Origin of the sequence: Microbacterium commune (genome assembly GCF_014836945.1) — a bacterium.
Classification (GTDB): domain Bacteria; phylum Actinomycetota; class Actinomycetes; order Actinomycetales; family Microbacteriaceae; genus Microbacterium; species Microbacterium commune.
Map to the genome: position 1 here is coordinate 1560306 of NZ_JACSPX010000001.1, position 18940 is coordinate 1579245.

The window sequence follows — 18940 nt, forward strand, 5'->3', positions numbered from 1 at the left end:
GGTCGTGCCTCCGAAAGAGGGCGCGGCCGGGCTGATCGCGCGTCTGCCGGCGCCGGTGCGTTGCGATGGCCGTGCTGTGCTCGGTAACATCTCGACAGGCAAGCCGACGGAGGAGACGCATGGCCAACGTCGGCTCCGACAAACCGAACATCAGGCAGGTCGCGGCGATCGCCGGTGTCTCGCACATGACCGTCTCGCGGGTGCTCAACGACTATCCGAACATCAAGCCCGAGACCCGGCGCCGCGTGCTCGAGGCGATCGAAGAGCTCGACTACCGGCCGAATCTGGTCGCCCGCGCGCTCGCCACGCAGCGCAGCCGGCGCATCGGGGTGATCGTCGAGAGTCCCGTGGCGCACGGACCGACCAGCATCCTGCGTGCGGTCGAACTCGCGGCGCGCGAGGCCGACTACTCGGTCACGCCGATCGCGCTGTACGAGGGCGACGCGATGACCCCTCATGACGCGGTCGACAGTCTCACCACGCAGGGCGTCGATGCGATCTGTGTCGTCGCGCCCCGGTCATCGTCGGTGGCGGCGCTGCGCCGCGTGCCGATGAGCGTGCCGCTGCTGGTGGTGAAGGCCGACCCCGATCCGACCTTCCTCACGGTCTCGATCGACCAGCACGCCGGTGCGACCCTCGTGGTCGATCACCTCGTCGCCCTCGGTCACCGCGACATCCTGCACATCTCCGGTCCGCTCGACTGGCTCGACGCCAGGGCGCGAGAGCGGGCCTTCCACACCAGAGCGAAATCGTGGGGCATCCGGGAGCGGCCGATCGTGGTCGGCGACTGGAGCGCCGACTTCGCCTACGACTTCGCGATCGGGCTGCAGCGTCTTCCCGAGGCGACCGCCATCTTCGCCGCCAACGACGACACCGCGATCGGCCTCATCCACGGGCTGCACGACCGCGGATTCGACGTGCCCGGCGAGATCAGCGTCGTCGGATTCGACGACGTGCCGCTCGCGCGGCACTTCCTTCCCCCGCTCACGACCGTGCGGCAGGATTTCCAGGCCCTCGGAGGGGCCGTGGTCGAGATGCTGCGCGCGGCGATCGAGCAGCGCGAGCTGCCGCCGTACACCCGCATCCCGACCGAGCTCGTGGTGCGCGATTCGACGGCCAAGCCGCGGGGGGCGCGATGAGCGGCCCGGCCCCCGCTCCCGTGATCGAGTTACGAGGCATCACCGTCGAGCTGCCGGGCGTGCGGGCGCTGGATGCCGTGGACTTCCGTCTCTTCCCCGGCGAGGTGCACGCGGTGATGGGTGAGAACGGCGCGGGCAAATCGACGCTCATCGGCGTGATCACCGGAACCCGCCGGCCGACGTCGGGGGCGGTCGTCGTCGACGGCGAGGAGCGCACGTTCGGCGGCGTCGGCGACAGCAGAGCGGCCGGTATCGCCACGGTGTTCCAGGACATGCAGCTGAGTCCCAATCTCACCGTCACCGAGGCGGTCATGCTCGGGCGCGAGCGCCGCGGCCGGTGGGGGATCGACTGGCGGCGCAACAGAGCGGATGCCGCGCATGCGCTGGCTCGGCTCGGGCTCGATGACCTCGACCCCCGCACACCGCTCGCGTTCCTCTCGCCCGCTCAGAAGCAGCTCGTCGCACTGGCGCGCGCGGTGGTCGACGAGCCGCGCGTGCTCGTGCTCGACGAGCCGACCTCCAGCCTCGACCGCGCCGAGGTGGCGGCGCTGATGAGGGTGATCCGCGGATTGCGCGACCGGGGCGTCGCCATACTCTTCGTCTCTCATTTCCTCGAGCAGGCCTTCGCGATCAGCGACCGCATGACCGTGCTGCGAGGCGGTCGCAAGGTGGCCGAGACTCCCACACGGGAGCTCGAGCGCGCCGAGGTCATCTCGCAGATGCTCGGCAAGGACATCGAGGGGCTGCGCGCACTGGGGTCAGAGCGGAAGGCGCATCACTACGTGTCAGAGGGGGAACCGACCTTCCGCGCAGACGCACTCGGGCGCAGGGGCGAGCTCCGTCCGACGGACATCGAGGTGCATCGCGGCGAGATCGTGGGGTTCGCCGGTCTGCGTGGTGCCGGCCGCACCGAGCTCGGCGCGCTCATGTCGGGTGCGCTGCGCTCGGACTCGGGTGAGCTGTGGGTCGACGGCGAGCGGGTGCGGCTGCACAGCCCGTCGACTGCGCTGCGGCGTCGGATCGCCGCATCGAGCGAGAGCCGCCGCGTCGACGGGATCGTCGCCGGGCTCACCGCCCGCGAGAACATCCTGCTCTCGCTGCAGGCGCTGCGCGGTTGGATCCGCCCGATCCCGCGGCTGGAACAGCGCGTGCTGCTGGACATCTACGTCGAAGCGCTCAATCTCAGCCCCGCCGATCTCGCCTGCCCGGTCGAGCAGCTGTCCGGCGGGACGCAGCAGAAGGTGCTGCTCGCCAGGGCGCTGGCTGTTCGTCCGCACGTGCTCATCCTCGACGAGCCCACGCGCGGCATCGACATCGCCGCGAAACTCCAGATCCAGCGCAGCATCAGCGCTCTGGCCGGGCAGGGCGTCGCCGTGATCTTCATCTCGTCCGAGCTGCAGGAGGTCGTGCGGCTCAGCGACAGGATCGTCGTGCTGAAGGACCGCGAGAAGATCGGCGAGCTCAGCAACGGGCCCGGGGTCACCGTCGACACGATCGTGGAGATGATCGCCGCGGAATCCGCCGGCGACGCCGACTGAGCCGCCGCGGCTCGCGCAGACGCGCGCCTCACGATGGCGCACGCGCGCGGCGTCGAGAATCCGTCGCCGAGTCGCGAACGTTATGCAACACGCTTGTACACTGCGGGATGTTCCCGGTAACATCAGACGCAGGACGCAACGCATCCTGCAATCACCCGAGGGCCGCACGGCCCACCCTCCGGGCAGCGCCCCGGTCTCTCAAGGAGGAGAACTATGTCTGCAAAGAAGCACATCCGCGCGGTACTCGGCTTTGCGGCCGTCGGTGCGCTCGCGCTCGGCCTGACCGCCTGCAGCGGCGGCGACGACAAGGGCTCGTCGGACGGCGGCGCCTCCGGCGAGCTCGTCGAGGTCGGCTTCGTGGCGGTCGGCCCCGAGGGCGGCTGGCGTCAGGCGAACGAGCAGAACATCAAGGACACGTTCACCGAGGATGCGGGCTACAAGCTCAGCTACGCGCCCGCCGCCAACCTCGACCAGAAGTCGCAGATCGACAGCTTCACGGCGTTCGTCGACCAGGGCGTCGACGTCATCCTGCTCTCGGCCACCGAGGCCACGGGCTGGGAGGACTCCCTGAAGCTCGCGCAGGAGGCCGAGATCCCGGTCATCCTGCTCGACCGCGGCATCGAGCCCGAGGACGACAGCCTCTACGTCACGCGCATCGCGCCCGACAACATCGAGGTCGCCAAGGAGGTAGGCGAGTGGGCTGCCTCGGCGTTCCCCGACGGCGGCAACTACGTCGTGCTCGAGGGTCCGGCCGGTGTCGGTGTGGTCAACGAGCGCAACGAGGGCTTCGAAGCGGGCCTCGGCGACTCCGCGCTGAACAAGGTCGACGCGCAGACCGCGAACTGGTCGACCGAAGAGGGCAAGAGCGTGCTCGAGACGATGCTCAAGGCCAACGGCAACGACATCCAGTTCGTCTTCGCGCAGAACGACGAGATGGGCCTCGGCGCCGCGCAGGCCGCGGAAGAGGCGGGCCTCGTCGTCGGCCAGGACATCAAGATCGCCACGATCGACGGCACCAAGAACGCCATCCAGGCGCTCGCAGACGGAAAGCTCAGCTACGTGCACGAGTACAACCCGCTCTTCGGCGAGACCGCTCTGGACGTCGTGAAGAAGGCACTCGACGGCGAGGACGTGGACTCGTACATCATCGTCCCCAGCGAGGCCTTCGACTCGGCCGACGCGGCCAAGGCCGTGCTCGCCGACCGCAAGTACTGATCGGAGAGCCGGGTGGCGCGCTGCGCGCCACCCGGCATCCGTCACCACAGACTGAGAGACAGCGATGACCGAAGAACTGCCCATCGTGCAGATGCGCGGCATCTCGATCGAGTTCCCGGGTGTGAAAGCCCTGGACGACGTCGAGTTCCGGCTCTTCCCCGGCGAGGTGCACGCCCTGATGGGCGAGAACGGCGCCGGCAAGTCCACCCTCATCAAGGCGCTCACCGGCGTCTACCGGATCGACTCCGGCTCGATCGTGGTCGCAGGCCAGGAACGGCAGTTCAGCGGCACCGGCGACGCGCAGAGCGCGGGGATCTCGACGGTGTACCAGGAGGTGAACCTGGCGCCCAACCTCAGCATCGGCGAGAACGTCATGCTCGGTCACGAGATCCGCGGGCCGTTCGGAGTGGACTGGCGCGCGACGCATCGCGCGGCCACCGAGGCGCTCGGCAGGCTGGGACTGTCGCACCTCGACACCCACAAGCCGCTCTCCACCCTCTCGATCGCCGTGCAGCAGCTCGTCGCGATCAGTCGTGCGATGGCGGTCAAGGCCAAGGTGCTCATCCTCGACGAGCCGACCTCCAGCCTCGACGCGGCCGAGGTCGAGGGCCTGTTCACCGTGATGCGCACGCTGCGCGATCAGGGAGTCGCGATCCTCTTCGTGTCGCACTTCCTCGACCAGATCTACGCCATCAGCGACCGCCTCACGGTGCTGCGCAACGGACGGTACGAGGGCGAGTACCTCACGCGCGACCTGAACCGCCACGCGCTGATCTCGAAGATGATCGGCAAGGACCTCGACGCGCTCACATCGCTCGGCGGCAACCGCCGCACCGAAGCGCGCCATGCCGACGAGAAGCCGCTGCTGTCGGCATCCGGCATCGCCCGCCGCGGCTCCGTCGAGCCGACCGACCTCGACATCCGCCCCGGTGAGGTGGTCGGCTTCGCCGGCCTGCTCGGCTCGGGTCGCACCGAACTCGCCCGCCTGCTCTACGGCGCCGACCGGGCCGACCAGGGCGCCATCCAGCTGCACGGTCGCGACATCGAGCTCCGCTCGCCCGCGGACGGACTCGACGCGCGCATCGCGTTCTCGACCGAGAACCGGCGCGACGAGGGAATCATCGGCGACCTCACCGTGCGCGAGAACATCATCCTGGCCGTGCAGGCCGAGCGCGGGTGGGCTCGACCGCTGCCGCGGAAGGAGCAGGATGCCATCGTCGAGAAGTACATCGCCGAGCTGAACGTGCGTCCCGCAGATCCGAACCGCATGATCAAGAACCTCTCCGGCGGCAACCAGCAGAAGGTGCTGCTCGGGCGGTGGCTCGCCACCAAGCCAGAGCTGCTGATCCTCGACGAGCCGACCCGCGGAATCGACGTGGGCGCGAAAGCCGAGATCCAGGAGGCCGTCGCCGCTCTCGCGGAGGACGGGGTGGCGGTCGTGTTCGTCTCGTCGGAGCTGGAGGAGGTCGTCCGCCTCTCCGAGCGCATCGTCGTGCTGAAGGACCACGAGAAGATCGGGGAGATCCAGAACGGCCCCGAGGTCAACGCCCAGCAGATCGTGGACGTCATCGCCGCGCACGGAACCGACGTCGCGGCTGCCACACTCGACGAGGCCGAGGGCGCCCTGCCCGACAGCATCCCCGCATCGACCGCAGAGGAGGGGGCGCGATGAAGAACGCGACCACCGTCTGGCGAGACCTGATCCACAAGCCGTTCTTCTGGGGCATCATCGCGATCGTCGCGCTGCTGCTGCTGAACGTGCTGAAGGATCCCGGCTATCTCGCCCTGACCGTCAACCCGAACAACGGCCACCTCGTGGGCAACGTGATCGACATCCTGCGCCAGGCCGCGCCGATCATGATGATCGCCATCGGCATGTCGCTCGTGATCGCCACGGCGGGCATCGACCTGTCGGTCGGCTCGCTCATGGCGGTCGCCGGGGCCGTGTCGATGGAGTTCCTGCGCAGCACCGACGGCACCTCGGCCGGCTCCGCCCTGGCGGCGGTCGGGCTGTCGCTGGCGATCACCGCGCTGCTGGGTGCCGTGAACGGCGTGCTCGTCGCCTACGTCGGGCTGCAGCCGTTCATCGCCACACTCGTGCTGATGCTCGCCGGGCGCGGAATCGCGAAGGTCATCACCGGCGGCCAGAACACCGCGGCCAGCAACGACACCTACCGCTGGATCGCCAACGGCTACGTCGTCGGCATCCCCGTCGTGTTCCTGCTCGCCGTCGCGATCGTGATCGCCGTCGCCTGGGTGGTGCGCCGCAGCGCCCTGGGACTGATGATCGAGGCGATCGGCATCAACCCGCGAGCCAGCCGCATGGCGGGCATCAAGCCGAAGGGCCTGCTGCTGACCGCGTACATCCTCAGCGGCGTCCTCGCCGGCATCGCCGGCGTGATGTCGGTGGGAAGCGTGATGACCGTCGACATCTCGCGGACCGGCTACCAGCTCGAGCTCGACGCCATCCTCGCCGTCGTCATCGGCGGCGCCTCCCTGATGGGCGGGAAGTTCTCGCTGTCAGGGGCGTTCGTGGGCGCCCTGCTCATCGCCACGCTCGACAAGACGGTGCTCTTCCTCGGCGTCTCGTCGTCGGCGACCCCCGCCTTCAAGGCGACGGTGATCATCGTCATCTGCCTGCTGCAGTCCGAGCGCGTGCGCGCCTGGTTCCGGCGCCGTCGCACCCCGGCCTCCCCTCCGAGCGCCGAGACGTCCGAGATGAAGGAGGTGGCGGCATGAGCACCATGACCGCGACACCCGCCGCGCCCGCCCGCGCGAGCCTCGCCGCGCGCGTGGGACGCACGATCACCGCGAACCCGTCGATCCTGCCGACCATCGCCTCGGTCGTCATCTTCGTCGCCATGATCGTCTACGGCGAGATCGCCTACGGGCGCATCGTGCAGGCGAGCACCCTGTCGAACCTGCTCATCAACAACGCGCACCTGATCGTGCTGGCCGTCGCGCTGACCTTCGTGATCCTCACCGGCGGCATCGACCTGTCGGTCGGGTCGATCATCGCGTTCTCGTCGGTCGCCGGCGTCATGCTCGCGGGTGCGGGATGGCCTCCGCTGCTCGTGGTGGTCGCGATGATCGCCATGGGCGCGGCCTTCGGGCTGTGCTCGGGGCTGCTCATCAGGTACTTCAACGTGCAGCCGTTCATCGCGACGCTCGCGATGATGTTCCTCGGCCGCGGCCTGGCATCCCTGCTGAGCACGAAGCCTCAGCGCCTCGCCGAGGACTCCCCGATCCGCTGGATGGGCGAGAAGATCAAGGTCATCGACGGACCGAAGGTCAACGACCTCACCATCACGCCCGCGGTGATCGTCGCCGTCGTCGTGGTCGCCGCCGCGTTCTTCGTGCTGCACCGCACCCGGACCGGTCGCACCGTGTACGCGATCGGAGGATCCGAGAGCTCCGCGCTGCTGATGGGCCTGCCCGTGCACCGCAGCAAGGTTCTGGTGTACGTGATCAGCGGCACGCTCGCCGGCGTCGCCGCCGTGCTCTACACGGCGCGCCTGGGCACGGCTCAGAACATCACCGGCATCGGGTGGGAGCTCGACGCGATCGCCGCAGCCGTCATCGGCGGCACGGTGCTCACCGGCGCGTACGGATACGTGCTCGGCTCGGTGGTCGGTGCGCTCGTGCTCGGACTGATGACCGTGCTGATCACCCGCGACGGCGGCATCCCGCCCGAGATGACCACGATCATCACCGGCGGCATCCTGCTCGTCTTCGTCCTGCTGCAGCGCGCGGTGATCCGCAAGAAGGAATGAGAGATCTGAGCCGCGAGGGCCGCCCCCTGGGGCGGATGTCGGCGCAACGGACGGTTGTCGGCAGAATCGGGAGATGCGCGCCGGCATCCGTCCACCGTGCCGACATCCGTTCGGGGGAGGAGTTCGCCGGCCCAGCCGTACACTCAGGACGGTGAGCGACGTGGATGCGATGGGCAGGCGGCCGGTCGGCGTCCGCGAGGTCGCGGCTCGTGCCGGTGTCTCCCGCCAGACGGTGTCGCGGGTGCTCAACGAGCATCCGGAGGTCGCCGCAGACACCCGCGAGCGCGTGCTCGCCGCGATGGCCGAGCTCGGCTATCGCGTCAACAATGCGGCCAGGGCACTCGGCACCCGGCGCTCGCGCACACTCGGCGTGCTGGCATCCGACGCGCTGCAGTACGGCCCGTCACGCAGCCTTGCGGCGATCGAGGCGAGGGCTCGCGGTGCCGGGTACTGGGTCAGTGCGGCCTTCGCGGATGCCGGTGACGCGGCCGCGGTGGTCGCCGCGGTGCAGCACCTCGTGTCGCAGGGCGTCGAGGGCATCGTCGTCGTCGCCCCGCACGCGCGGACGCTGGACGCGCTGGATGCCCTGCAGATCGGCGTGCCGATCGTCACGCTGCACGCCTCGGGGCGAGGCATGCGAGGGCTCTCGGTCGACCAGGCGGCCGGCGCGCGTCTCGCCGTCGCCGCACTCGCCGATGCGGGCCACACGCGCATCGCGCACCTGGCCGGTCCTGCGGACTGGCTCGAGGCCGAGTCGCGGGCCGAGGGCTACGCGCAGGAGCTCGCCGCCCGCGGAATGCCGGACGGGCCGGTGATCGTGGGGGACTGGTCCGCCGCCTCCGGGCGCGCGGCCGCAGCGGCGGTGCGCGATCTCGGCGTGACGGCCGTCTTCAGCGCGAACGACCAGATGGCCCTCGGCCTGATCACCGGCCTGCGAGAAGCCGGGCTCGACGTGCCGCGCGACGTGAGCGTGGTGGGCTTCGACGACGTGCCGGATGCAGAGCACTACTGGCCGCCGCTGACCACCGTGCGGCAGGACTTCGACGAACTCGCTCGTCGTGCGGTGGCCGCGGTGATCGGCGAGGCGGCCGCGCCGCGCGACCCCGTGCGGCCCGTGCTGTGCGCGAGAGCGTCGATCGCGCCCGTCCGGGCCGGGCGTCCGCACTGACCGTCGGGTGGCCTTCGGTGCTGTTGACCGAAGCGGCACGGCCGTGACAGACTTTCCGTGACCGGTCACAGTGGCCGGTACTCCCCGTCGACCCACCGAGGTACCCGTGAGCAACGAAGCCCCCTTCACCCCCGAGGTGAAAGCCGCCATCCAGCTGGTGCGCGCCGACGTCGCGCGACTGCATGCAGAACTCGTCCGCTACGGTCTCGTGGTGTGGACCGGCGGCAACGTCTCGGGCCGGGTGCCCGGTGCCGACCTGTTCGTGATCAAGCCGAGCGGCGTCTCGTACGACGACCTGGCCCCCGAGAACATGATCCTCTGCGACCTCGACGGCAACGTCATCCCCGGCAGCGAGGGCAGCGACCGGTCGCCGTCGAGCGACACCGCCGCGCACGCCTACGTGTACCGGAACATGCCCGAGGTGGGCGGTGTGGTGCACACGCACTCGACCTATGCCGTCGCCTGGGCCGCGCGCGGCGAGGAGATCCCCTGCGTGATCACGGCCATGGCCGACGAGTTCGGCGGTCCGATCCCGGTCGGCCCGTTCGCGATCATCGGCGACGACTCGATCGGCCGCGGCATCGTCGACACCCTCACCGGTCACCGCTCGCGCGCCGTGCTGATGCAGAACCACGGGCCGTTCACGATCGGTGTCGACGCGAAGGATGCCGTGAAGGCGGCCGTCATGGTCGAGGACGTGGCCCGCACGGTGCACCACGCACGCGAGGCGGGACCGCTGATCCCCATCCCGCAGGAGGCGATCGACGCCCTCTTCGACCGATACCAGAACGTGTACGGCCAGAACTCGGACGCACGTCGATGAGCGCCACGGCAGAGACCATCCGCTCCGGCCGCACGGCTCTGGGCATCGAGCTCGGATCGACGCGCATCAAGGCGTGCCTCATCGACGCCGACACCCACGAGGTGCTCGCCACCGGATTCCACGACTGGGAGAACAGGTTCGAGGACCGGCTGTGGACCTACTCGCTCGACGCCGTGTGGACGGGGCTGCAGGAGGCCTATGCGGGCCTCGTCGCCGACGCGCACGACCGCTACGGCATCCGGCCGGACACCTTCGGCGCGATCGGCGTCTCGGCCATGATGCACGGGTATCTGCCGTTCGACCGCTCCGGCGAGCTGCTCGTGCCGTTCCGCACGTGGCGCAACACGAACACGGGCGTCGCGGCGCAGGAGCTGACCGACCTGCTCGGCGTGAACATCCCGCTGCGCTGGTCGATCGCCCACCTTCGCCAGGCGCAGCTCGACGCCGAGCCGCACGTCGGCGACGTGCGCTTCTTCACCACGCTCGCCGGATACGTGCACTGGCAGCTCACCGGCCGACGCGTGCTGGGCGTGGGCGATGCGTCGGGAATGTTCCCGATCGACTCGACCACGCGCGACTACGACCAGGCGCTCATCGAGCGCTACGACGCGCACACCGGCGGTGACCTGCGCGCGATGCTGCCCGAGGCGCTCGTGGCCGGTCATGAGGCCGGGTCGCTGACGGCCGCGGGCGCGGCTCTGCTCGATCCCACGGGGGTGCTGCAGCCTGGCATCCCGTTCTGCCCGCCGGAAGGCGACGCCGGCACGGGCATGGTCGCGACGAACGCCGTGTCGCCGCGCACGGGCAATGTGAGCGCCGGCACCTCCATCTTCGCGATGGTGGTTCTCGAGCGCCCGCTCGCCGAGGTGCACCACGAACTCGACCTGGTGACCACCCCGGCGGGCGACGCGGTCGCGATGGTGCACTGCAACAACGGCGCCAGCGAGCTGGCGGCCTGGGTGGGCATGTTCGCCCGGTTCGCCGAGGCATCCGGCATGCCTCGATCGGCGGACGCCGTCTTCGAGACGCTGTTCCGGGAGGCGCTCGACGGCGAACCCGACGCCGGGGGCCTGCTCGCGTACAACCATCTCGCCGGCGAGCCGATCGCCGGCACCGACGAAGGCCGGCCGCTGTTCGTGCGCACGCCCGACAGCCGGTTCACGCTCGCCAACGTCATGCGCGCCCAGCTCTATGGCGTGTTCGGCACGCTCGCCCTCGGCATGCAGGTGCTCGCGGACGAGGGCGTGACGATCGAGCGGATGTTCGCGCACGGCGGCATCTTCCGCACCGCCGGGGTCGCGCAGCGCTTCCTCGCCGGAGCGCTGAACGCGCCGGTCGCCGTCGGAGACACCGCCTCCGAAGGCGGCGCCTGGGGCATCGCCGTGCTCGCGGCCTTCCTCACAGCCGACCGATCGCTGGCCGACCACCTCGCCGACCGGGTCTTCGCCGACGCCGGCGTCCGCATCGCCGAGCCGCTGCCCGACGACGTCGCCGGGTACGCCGCGTACCTCGACCGCTACCGGGCCGGCCTCGCCGTCGAAGCCGCTGCGGTCGCCGCCCTCTGAACCCACGATCAGCCTGAACCGCCCGACCGGGCCGACACGCAAGGAACTCCCATGACCCGCACCCCGCTCACCACCACCCTCGACGAGTACGAGGTCTGGTTCCTGACCGGCAGCCAGCACCTCTACGGCCCCGAGACACTCGCGCAGGTCGCCGAGCAGTCGCAGCAGATCGCCCGCACGCTCGACGAGTCCGCCGAGGTGCCCGTGAAGCTCGTCTGGAAGCCGGTGCTCACCGACTCGGCGTCGATCCGCCGCATCGCGCTCGAAGCCAACGCCGATGACCGGGTGATCGGCCTGGTGGCCTGGATGCACACGTTCAGCCCCGCCAAGATGTGGATCGCCGGTCTCGACGCGCTGCAGAAGCCGCTCGCGCACCTGCACACGCAGGCGAACGTCGAGCTGCCGTGGGCCGATATCGACTTCGACTTCATGAACCTCAACCAGGCCGCGCACGGCGACCGCGAGTTCGGGTACATCCAGACCCGCCTGGGCGTGCCGCGCAAGACGATCGTCGGGCACGCCTCCGACCCGCGCCTGCGTCAGGAGCTCGCGACCTGGCAGCGTGCGGCCGCCGGTCTCGCCGCCGCCCGCTCGCTGAAGCTCGCCCGGTTCGGCGACAACATGCGCTTCGTCGCCGTCACCGAGGGCGACAAGACCGAGGCCGAGCTGCGCTTCGGTGTGCAGGTGAACACGTGGGGCGTGAACGACCTGGCGGACGCCGTGGCCGCCGCCTCGCCGAGCGACGTCGACGCCCTGGTCGCGGAGTACGAGGAGCTGTACGAAGTCGCGCCCGAGCTGCGTCGCGGCGGCGAGCGTCACCAGTCGCTGCGCGACGGGGCCGCCATCGAGATCGGGCTGCGCTCGTTCCTCGAGGAGGGCGGCTTCGGCGCCTTCACCACCTCGTTCGAAGACCTCGGCGAGCTGAAGCAGCTGCCCGGCCTCGCCGTGCAGCGCCTGATGGCCGAGGGCTACGGGTTCGGCGCCGAGGGCGACTGGAAGACCGCGATCCTCGTGCGCGTGGCGAACGTGATGGGCGCCGGTCTGCCCGGCGGTGCCAGCCTCATGGAGGACTACACCTACGACATGACGCCCGGAGACGAGCTGATCCTCGGCGCGCACATGCTCGAGGTCTCGCCCTCGCTGACCACCGCGAAGCCGACGCTCGAGATCCACCCGCTCGGGATCGGCGGTAAGGACGACCCGGTGCGCCTGGTCTTCACGGCCGACCCCGGCCCCGCCGTGGTCGTCGCGCTGAGCGACATGCGCGACCGCTTCCGTCTCACCGCGAACGTCGTCGAGAACGTCGAGCCGCGCGCCGCCCTGCCGAACCTCCCGGTGGGACGCGCGGTGTGGAAGCCGGCACCGGACTTCACCACCAGTGCCGCCGCCTGGCTGACCGCCGGTGCCGCGCACCACACGGTCATGTCGACCGCGGTCGGCATCGAGGCGTTCCGCGACTTCGCCGAGATGGCCGAGGTCGAGCTGCTCGTCATCGACGAGTCGACCACGCTGCCCGCATTCCAGAACCAGGTGCGCTGGAACGCGGCGTACCACCGCCTGGCGCAGGGCCTGTGATGCTGCCGGCATCCGGCCGTCAGCTCGCGATCGCCGGCCACGGCTACGAGGCGACGATCGCGAGCGTCGGCGCCACCCTGCGCACGCTCACGCACGAAGGACGCGACCTCGTCGTGCCGTTCGACGCCGACCAGGTGCGACCGAACTACCGCGGCGCGACGCTGGCACCGTGGCCGAACCGGGTCGTCGACGGCCGGTACTCGTTCGCCGGCGCACCGCACCAGCTGTCGCTCACCGAGCCGTCTCGCGGGCACGCCCTGCACGGTCTGGCGGCCTGGCTGGAGTTCGCCGATCAGGTCGTCGAACCCGACCGGGTCGTGCTGACCGCGGTGATCGAGCCGCAGCTCGGCTACCCGTTCCGTGTGCAGGTCGACGTGGAGTACCGCGTCGCCGCAGACGGGCTCACCCAGGTCGTCACCGGGCGCAACCTCGGGGCGGATGCCGCACCCTGGGGCACCGGACCGCACCCGTACCTGGTCGCCGATCGGTCGTCGCGGTCTGCCGTCGATTCGTGGACGCTGGCGCTGCCGGCATCCGAGGTGCTCACCGTGACCGACGACCGACTGAACCCGATCGCCGTCGAGTCGGTCGATCGGCATCCGCAGTGGGACTTCCGCACGCCGCGCACGATCGGCGACACGTTCATCGATCACGCCTTCACCGGCCTGCGCCGCGCAGACGGGCTGACCGCAGTCGAGCTGCGCTCACCCGACGGCGGCGGCACGGCCATGGTCTGGGACGACGCGTGCCCCTGGGTGCAGATCCACACCGCCGACACCCCCGCCGACGAGACGACGCATCGGATCGGCCTGGCGGTCGAGCCGATGACGTGCGCGCCCGACGCCTTCAACTCCGGCGCCGGCCTCGTGGTGATCGCCCCGGGCGACGAGCACACGGCCTCCTGGACGATCCGCGCCCTCTGACCGTTCGGCCGACGCCAGCGGGGGAGCGGTGGTCAGGGAAGCCGCGCGATGTATTGCTCCCGGATGCCGGGCACCGGCGTCTGGGACACGGCATCCGCCTCGCCCGCGCCCCACGCCGGGCGCTCGCCGGTCAGAGCCCACGCGGCCTGAGCGGCCGCGCCGAGCGCCACGTACTCCTGCGGGGCGGGAACGACGACGGGAAGATCGAAGACCTGCGCGGCGATCGTCTGCACGGCGCGGCTCTGCGCCGCACCGCCGATCAGCAGGATGCGGGTGGGCGAGACGCCCTGCGCGCGGATGGCGTCCAGCCCGTGCGCCAGGCCGCAGAGCACGCCCTCGATCGCCGCGCGGGCCAGGTTCTCCCGCGTGGTGCTCGCCAGAGTCATGCCGAACAGGCTGGCGGTCGCATCGGGCAGGTTCGGCGTGCGCTCACCCTCGAACCAGGGCTGCAGCACGAGGCCGCCGGCGCCGGGGTCGGCGTTCAGGGCGAGCTCGCTGAACGTGGCGTGGTCCACGCCGAGCAGGGCGGCCGTGGCATCCATCACCCGGGCCGCGTTCAGCGTCGCGATCAGCGGCAGCCACCCGCCCGCCGCGTCGGCGAACCCGGCCACGGTTCCGCTCGCGTCGTGGGCCGGGGTGTCGGTCACCGCGAACACGGTGCCCGAGGTGCCGATCGACACGACCGCGTCGCCGCTGCGGGCGCCGAGCCCCAGCGCGGCTGCGGCGTTGTCGCCCGCCCCCGGAGCGACGGTCGCGCCGTCCTTCGCGGTGACGTGCTCCGTCGGGCCGAGCACCCGGGGGAGCACGATGGCGGAGGCATCACGTCGCAGCGCGAGCGACAGGATCTCGCGATCGTAGCCCGCGGCGCCCCAGTAGCCGGTGCCGCTGGCATCCGATCGGTCGGTCACCAGCTCGTCGAGCCGTGGGTCCTCCGGGCCGAAGCCGCGCAGCCGCCAGGTGAGCCAGTCGTGGGGCAGCGCGACCGCGGCGACGCGGGCGGCGTTGTCGGGCTCGTGGTCGGCGAGCCAGCGCAGCTTGGTGACGGTGAAGGATGCCACCGGCACGACGCCGGTGCGGGTGCTGAACTGCTCGGCGCCCAGCTCGGCCACGAGGTCGGCCGCGGCGCCGGCCGACCTCGTGTCGTTCCACAGCAGGGCGGGGCGGATGACCCGACCGGCGCTGTCGAGCGCGACCATTCCGTGCTGCTGGCCGCCGACAGACCACGCGGCGATGTCGCCGAGCGCGCCGGACGCGAGGCCGGACCCCGTGCCGTGTTCGCCGGCGTCTGCGAGGGCCCGCTGCAGGGCATCCCACCACGCCTCGGGATCGACCTCGGTGCCGTCGGGGTGGGACGCGCGGCCGGTGCGCAGCACGGCGCCCGTCACGGCATCCCGCACCACGACCTTGCAGGACTGGGTCGACGAGTCGACCCCCAACACGAGTGCCATCACGGCATCCTTCCGTCAGATCCCTCGGCGCGGGGGAGGAGTCGGCTCAGCGGGCGCCCATCAGGTGCTCGGTGGCCAGCTGCTGCAGGCGCACGAACCCGAAGCCGTGACCGCCCAGGTACGCCGCCGAGTCGAAGTCCTCGAACGCGCTGCGGTCGGCGAGCAGGTCGTCGTACGACTCGCCCTCACCGAGGGTGGGCTGCGCGAGCTCGGCGACCTTCGCCGCGGCCAGTGCCTCCTGCACCTCGGGGTCGGCGCGGAAGGCCGCGGCGCGCTCCTTGAGCAGCAGGTACATGCGCATGTTGGCGGCGGCCGAGTCCCAGACGCCGGTCTCGTCCTCGGTGCGGCTGGGCTTGTAGTCGAAGTGGCGCGGGCCGTCGTATGCCGCGCCGCCGTTCGGGCCCCCGTGCTCGAGGAGGTCGACCAGCGAGAACGCGTTGTTCAGGTCGCCGTGCCCGAACACGAGGTCCTGGTCGTACTTGATGCCGCGCTGGCCGTTCAGGTCGATGTGGAACAGCTTGCCGTGGTACAGCGCCTGCGCGATGCCGGCGGTGAAGTTCAGGCCCGCCATCTGCTCGTGGCCGACCTCGGGGTTCAGGCCCACCAGCTCGGGGCGCTCGAGCGAGTCGATGAAGGCGATCGCGTGGCCGAGCGTGGGCAGCAGGATGTCGCCGCGGGGCTCGTTGGGCTTCGGCTCGATCGCGAAGCGGATGTCGTAGCCCTTGTCGGTGACGTAGTCGCCGAGCAGGTTGACCGCCTCGCGGTAGCGCTCGAGCGCGGCCTGGATGTCCTTCGCGGAGTCGTACTCGGCGCCCTCGCGGCCGCCCCACATGACGAAGGTCGATGCCCCCAGCTCGGCGGCGAGATCGATGTTGCGCAGCACCTTGCGCAGGGCGAAGCGACGCACCTGACGGTCGTTGGAGGTGAACCCGCCGTCCTTGAACACGGGGGCGCTGAACAGGTTGGTGGTGACCATCGGCACGATGAGGCCGGTCGCGTCCAGCGCGCCCTTCAGCCGGTCGATCTGCTTCTGCCGCTCGGCGTCGGTCGATCCGAAGGCGAACAGGTCGTCGTCGTGGAAGGTGAGGCCGTACGCGCCGAGCTCGTCGAGCTTCTCGACCGCGTGCACGACGTCGAGGGCCGGTCGGGTCGGGCCGCCGAAGGGGTCGGTGCCGTTGTAGCCGATGGTCCAGAGCCCGAACGAGAATCGGTCGGCCTTGGTGGGGGTGAGAGACATGTGATCCGCCTTCAGCGACGTCGGTGAAATGTTGTAGAGGCGAACATATCAACGGGATGCCGAAGATGCAACGCCGGGATGCGCCGGCGCCCGGCGCCGGCGGGTGGCGCTCAGCGTGCGAGCGGGGCGGTGGACGCGCGCACGACGAGCTCGGCGGGCAGCCGCACGTCCTCCTGCGAGCCCTCATCGAGCATGGCGAGCAGCACGCGCACGGCGATCATCCCCATCTCGTGCAGGGGCTGGCGCACCGTGGTGAGCTGCGGGTCGTGCGAGGCGGCCTCGGGCACGTCGTCGAAGCCGACCACCGACAGGTCCTGAGGCACGTGCACCCCGCGCTCCGCGGCGACGCGCATCATCTCGATCGCCGACAGGTCGTTCGCGGCGAAGACCGCGGTGGGGCGATCGGCGAGGTCGAGCAGCCGATGCGCGCCGGCGGTGGAGTCGGCGGCGCGGTATCCGCCGTCGACGACCAGGGCGGGGTCGAAGGGGATGCCCGACTCGGCCAGCGCCCGACGGTAGCCGGCCTCGCGCTGCAGGGCGGACTCGAGATCGGTGCGACCGCGCAGGTGTCCGATGCGCCGGTGGCCGAGGCCGATCAGGTGCGCCACGGCCGCGTGCGCGCCGTCGTGGTTGTGCACGCTCACGGTCGAGGTGCCCTGCGGGCCGGCGTGCGGGTCGACGGCCACGATCGGCACGGTGGCGTGCGCCGGGGTCGTGGTGGGGGTGACGATGATGGCGCCGTCGATGAGCGTTCCCCCGAGGCGGGACAGAGATCGGCGCTCCCACCCCGCGTGCTCGCCGGCGGACACGCTGCCCGCGTACGCCAGGACGTCGTACTGCGTGTTCTGCAGTGCCGCCGAGACGCCCTGCAGCAGCTGCACGGCGAACGGCTCGAACTCGGCGACGAGCACTCCGATCACGTTCGTCTGCCGGCGACGCATCGACGTCGCCACCAGCGAGCTCGCGTAACCCAGCTCCTCGACCACGCTCATCACATGGGAGAGCGTGGCGGGCGCGACGCCGTGGCGGCCGTTGATCGCTTTCGAGACCGTCGCGACCGACACGCCGGCGGCCTTGGCGACATCGTGGATGGTGGGGCGGGCGGCCATGGGCACAGCCTAGTGAGCGAAAACGTTATCGATAACGATTGACATGATGCAGAGCAGGTGTCAGAGTGGTGCCGACGAGATTGGGTGTCGTTGGCAACAAATACCGCGCCCAGCCACTCAACGATGAGGAGACACAGCATGAAGATCCGGAAGACCTGGCTCGCGGCAACCGCCGTCGTCGCCGTGGGAGCGCTCGGCCTGAGTGGCTGCTCGGGCTCGACCGGTGGAGAAGGTGGCGGCGAGACGCTGACCATGTGGCACAACTCCACCACCGGCGAGGGCAAGCAGTACTGGGAGGACGCGGCGGCCGCATTCCAGGAGGAGAACGAGGGCGTGACCATCAAGGTCACGTCGATCCAGAACGAGGACATGGACGGCAAGCTGCAGACCGCCGTCAACTCCGGTGACATGCCCGACATCTTCATGGCACGCGGTGGCGGCAAGCTGGCCGACATCGTCAGCGCCGACAAGGTGAAGGACCTCACCGACCTCATCGACGACGATGTCAAGGAGGCCATGGGAGACGCTCCGTTCGGCGCGTTCACCATCGACGGCAAGATCTACGGCATGCCCAGCGCCGTGCTGCCCGGTGGCATGTTCTACAGCAAGGACCTCTTCGAGCAGGCCGGCATCACGTCCGAGCCCACCACCTTCGACGAGCTGAACGACGCCGTCTCGAAGCTCAAGGTCTCGGGTGTCGAGCCGATCGCCCTCGGAGCGAAGGCGGCGTGGCCGGCAGCGCACTGGTACTACTTCTTCGCCGTGCGCGCCTGCGATCAGGACGTGATCGAGAACCTCGTCAGCGAGGCGGACTTCACCAACCCGTGCTGGCTGGACGCCGCGAAGAACCTTCAGGAGTTCGCCGCGACCGAGCCGTTCAACAAGGGCTTCCTGACCACCTCCCCCCAGGAGGGTGCGAACTCGTCGGCCGGTCTGCTCGCCAACCACAAGGCCGCGATGGAGCTCATGGGCGCGTGGGACGTCGGCGTGATCGCCAGCCTGACCCCCGACCAGAAGCCTCTGCCCGACCTCGGCTGGTTCCCCTTCCCCGAGGTCGCCGGCGGCGACGGCGGAGCGGGCGCCATGATGGGCGGCGTCGACGGCTACTCGTGCGCCAAGGACTCCCCGGCGTCGTGCGAGAAGTTCCTGAACTTCGTGTCGTCGAAGGAGTGGCAGGAGAAGTACGCGGTCGCGTTCCAGACCATCCCCGCCTCGCAGGAGGCCACGGGCGCGGTCACCGATCCGTCGCTGAAGCCGCTGATGGAGGCCTACCAGAAGGCCCCGTACGTCGCGCTCTGGCTCGACACCGCGCTCGGGCAGAACGTGGGCAACGCGCTGAACACCAGCGTCGTCGAGATGCTGGCAGGACAGGGCAGCCCCGAGAAGCTCGTCGACACGGTCGCCAAGGCGCAGGCGCGAGGCTGACC

Annotated in this window: 15 protein-coding genes; 12 read left to right on the top strand and 3 right to left on the bottom strand. The window is 70.4% G+C overall.

The window, feature by feature from the left end; all coding sequences use genetic code 11:
- The first annotated feature begins 119 nt into the window (after nt 1-119).
- The 11 genes from H9633_RS07195 (at nt 120) to H9633_RS07245 (ending at nt 13719) form a co-directional block, all read left to right on the top strand.
- A complete protein-coding gene (locus H9633_RS07195) occupies nt 120-1139 on the top strand; it encodes a LacI family DNA-binding transcriptional regulator (protein WP_191712610.1) in 1020 nt (339 codons plus the stop codon).
- Complete coding sequence (locus H9633_RS07200; RefSeq protein WP_191712611.1) at nt 1136-2677, top strand: sugar ABC transporter ATP-binding protein; 1542 nt, start codon at nt 1136-1138, stop codon at nt 2675-2677. The genes H9633_RS07195 and H9633_RS07200 overlap by 4 nt, the downstream gene beginning before the upstream one ends.
- Before the next feature lie 213 nt (nt 2678-2890).
- Complete coding sequence (locus tag H9633_RS07205; protein ID WP_191712612.1) at nt 2891-3892, top strand: substrate-binding domain-containing protein; 1002 nt, start codon at nt 2891-2893, stop codon at nt 3890-3892.
- A 64-nt stretch (nt 3893-3956) separates the two neighbouring features.
- Entirely contained in the window at nt 3957-5564 is a 1608-nt protein-coding gene (locus H9633_RS07210; protein WP_071644655.1) for a sugar ABC transporter ATP-binding protein, read from the top strand.
- Complete coding sequence (locus H9633_RS07215) at nt 5561-6631, top strand: ABC transporter permease (RefSeq protein ID WP_191712613.1); 1071 nt, start codon at nt 5561-5563, stop codon at nt 6629-6631. The genes H9633_RS07210 and H9633_RS07215 overlap by 4 nt, the downstream gene beginning before the upstream one ends.
- Nucleotides 6628-7665 (top strand): ABC transporter permease, encoded by a 1038-nt coding sequence (locus tag H9633_RS07220; protein ID WP_191712614.1) that lies wholly within the window; start codon nt 6628-6630, stop codon nt 7663-7665. Before H9633_RS07215 ends, H9633_RS07220 begins: the two co-directional genes overlap by 4 nt.
- Nucleotides 7666-7834: 169 nt before the next feature.
- The gene (locus tag H9633_RS07225; RefSeq protein WP_191712966.1) at nt 7835-8833 is read left to right on the top strand and encodes a LacI family DNA-binding transcriptional regulator; all 999 of its coding nucleotides are present in this window, start codon (nt 7835-7837) and stop codon (nt 8831-8833) included.
- Between the two features lie 106 nt (nt 8834-8939).
- On the top strand, nt 8940-9656 hold the full coding sequence (locus H9633_RS07230) for an L-ribulose-5-phosphate 4-epimerase (protein WP_191712615.1): 717 nt from the start codon (nt 8940-8942) through the stop codon (nt 9654-9656).
- Nucleotides 9653-11221: a xylulokinase gene (locus tag H9633_RS07235; protein WP_191712616.1), complete on the top strand. Its 1569-nt coding sequence runs from the start codon at nt 9653-9655 to the stop codon at nt 11219-11221. The genes H9633_RS07230 and H9633_RS07235 overlap by 4 nt, the downstream gene beginning before the upstream one ends.
- A gap of 51 nt (nt 11222-11272) precedes the next feature.
- Entirely contained in the window at nt 11273-12796 is a 1524-nt protein-coding gene (gene araA, locus H9633_RS07240) for an L-arabinose isomerase (RefSeq protein WP_191712617.1), read from the top strand.
- Entirely contained in the window at nt 12796-13719 is a 924-nt protein-coding gene (locus H9633_RS07245; RefSeq protein ID WP_191712618.1) for an aldose 1-epimerase family protein, read from the top strand. Before araA ends, H9633_RS07245 begins: the two co-directional genes overlap by 1 nt.
- A gap of 32 nt (nt 13720-13751) precedes the next feature.
- Here the strand turns inward: H9633_RS07245 and xylB are convergent, their stop codons facing one another.
- From xylB to H9633_RS07260, 3 genes are all read right to left on the bottom strand, one after another.
- Nucleotides 13752-15167: a xylulokinase gene (gene xylB / locus H9633_RS07250; RefSeq protein ID WP_191712619.1), complete on the bottom strand. Its 1416-nt coding sequence runs from the start codon at nt 15165-15167 to the stop codon at nt 13752-13754.
- A gap of 46 nt (nt 15168-15213) precedes the next feature.
- Nucleotides 15214-16404, bottom strand: a complete 1191-nt coding sequence (gene xylA, locus H9633_RS07255) for a xylose isomerase (protein ID WP_071643594.1) — start codon at nt 16402-16404, stop codon at nt 15214-15216.
- Nucleotides 16405-16514: 110 nt separating this feature from the next.
- Nucleotides 16515-17513 (bottom strand): LacI family DNA-binding transcriptional regulator, encoded by a 999-nt coding sequence (locus tag H9633_RS07260; protein WP_071643593.1) that lies wholly within the window; start codon nt 17511-17513, stop codon nt 16515-16517.
- Nucleotides 17514-17651: 138 nt separating this feature from the next.
- Between H9633_RS07260 and H9633_RS07265 the strand changes: the two genes are divergently transcribed.
- Nucleotides 17652-18938, top strand: a complete 1287-nt coding sequence (locus H9633_RS07265; protein ID WP_191712620.1) for an extracellular solute-binding protein — start codon at nt 17652-17654, stop codon at nt 18936-18938.
- The last annotated feature ends 2 nt before the right edge of the window (nt 18939-18940 follow it).

Bases quoted from the DNA above. Each gene is read 5' to 3' on its own strand.
- H9633_RS07195 (WP_191712610.1), top strand. From the start codon at position 120: ATGGCCAACGTCGGCTCCGACAAACCGAACATCAGGCAGGTCGCGGCG.
- H9633_RS07200 (WP_191712611.1), top strand. From the start codon at position 1,136: ATGAGCGGCCCGGCCCCCGCTCCCGTGATCGAGTTACGAGGCATCACC.
- H9633_RS07205 (WP_191712612.1), top strand. From the start codon at position 2,891: ATGTCTGCAAAGAAGCACATCCGCGCGGTACTCGGCTTTGCGGCCGTC.
- H9633_RS07210 (WP_071644655.1), top strand. From the start codon at position 3,957: ATGACCGAAGAACTGCCCATCGTGCAGATGCGCGGCATCTCGATCGAG.
- H9633_RS07215 (WP_191712613.1), top strand. From the start codon at position 5,561: ATGAAGAACGCGACCACCGTCTGGCGAGACCTGATCCACAAGCCGTTC.
- H9633_RS07220 (WP_191712614.1), top strand. From the start codon at position 6,628: ATGAGCACCATGACCGCGACACCCGCCGCGCCCGCCCGCGCGAGCCTC.
- H9633_RS07225 (WP_191712966.1), top strand. From the start codon at position 7,835: ATGGGCAGGCGGCCGGTCGGCGTCCGCGAGGTCGCGGCTCGTGCCGGT.
- H9633_RS07235 (WP_191712616.1), top strand. From the start codon at position 9,653: ATGAGCGCCACGGCAGAGACCATCCGCTCCGGCCGCACGGCTCTGGGC.
- araA (WP_191712617.1), top strand. From the start codon at position 11,273: ATGACCCGCACCCCGCTCACCACCACCCTCGACGAGTACGAGGTCTGG.
- H9633_RS07245 (WP_191712618.1), top strand. From the start codon at position 12,796: ATGCTGCCGGCATCCGGCCGTCAGCTCGCGATCGCCGGCCACGGCTAC.
- xylB (WP_191712619.1), bottom strand. From the start codon at position 15,167: ATGGCACTCGTGTTGGGGGTCGACTCGTCGACCCAGTCCTGCAAGGTC.
- xylA (WP_071643594.1), bottom strand. From the start codon at position 16,404: ATGTCTCTCACCCCCACCAAGGCCGACCGATTCTCGTTCGGGCTCTGG.
- H9633_RS07260 (WP_071643593.1), bottom strand. From the start codon at position 17,513: ATGGCCGCCCGCCCCACCATCCACGATGTCGCCAAGGCCGCCGGCGTG.
- H9633_RS07265 (WP_191712620.1), top strand. From the start codon at position 17,652: ATGAAGATCCGGAAGACCTGGCTCGCGGCAACCGCCGTCGTCGCCGTG.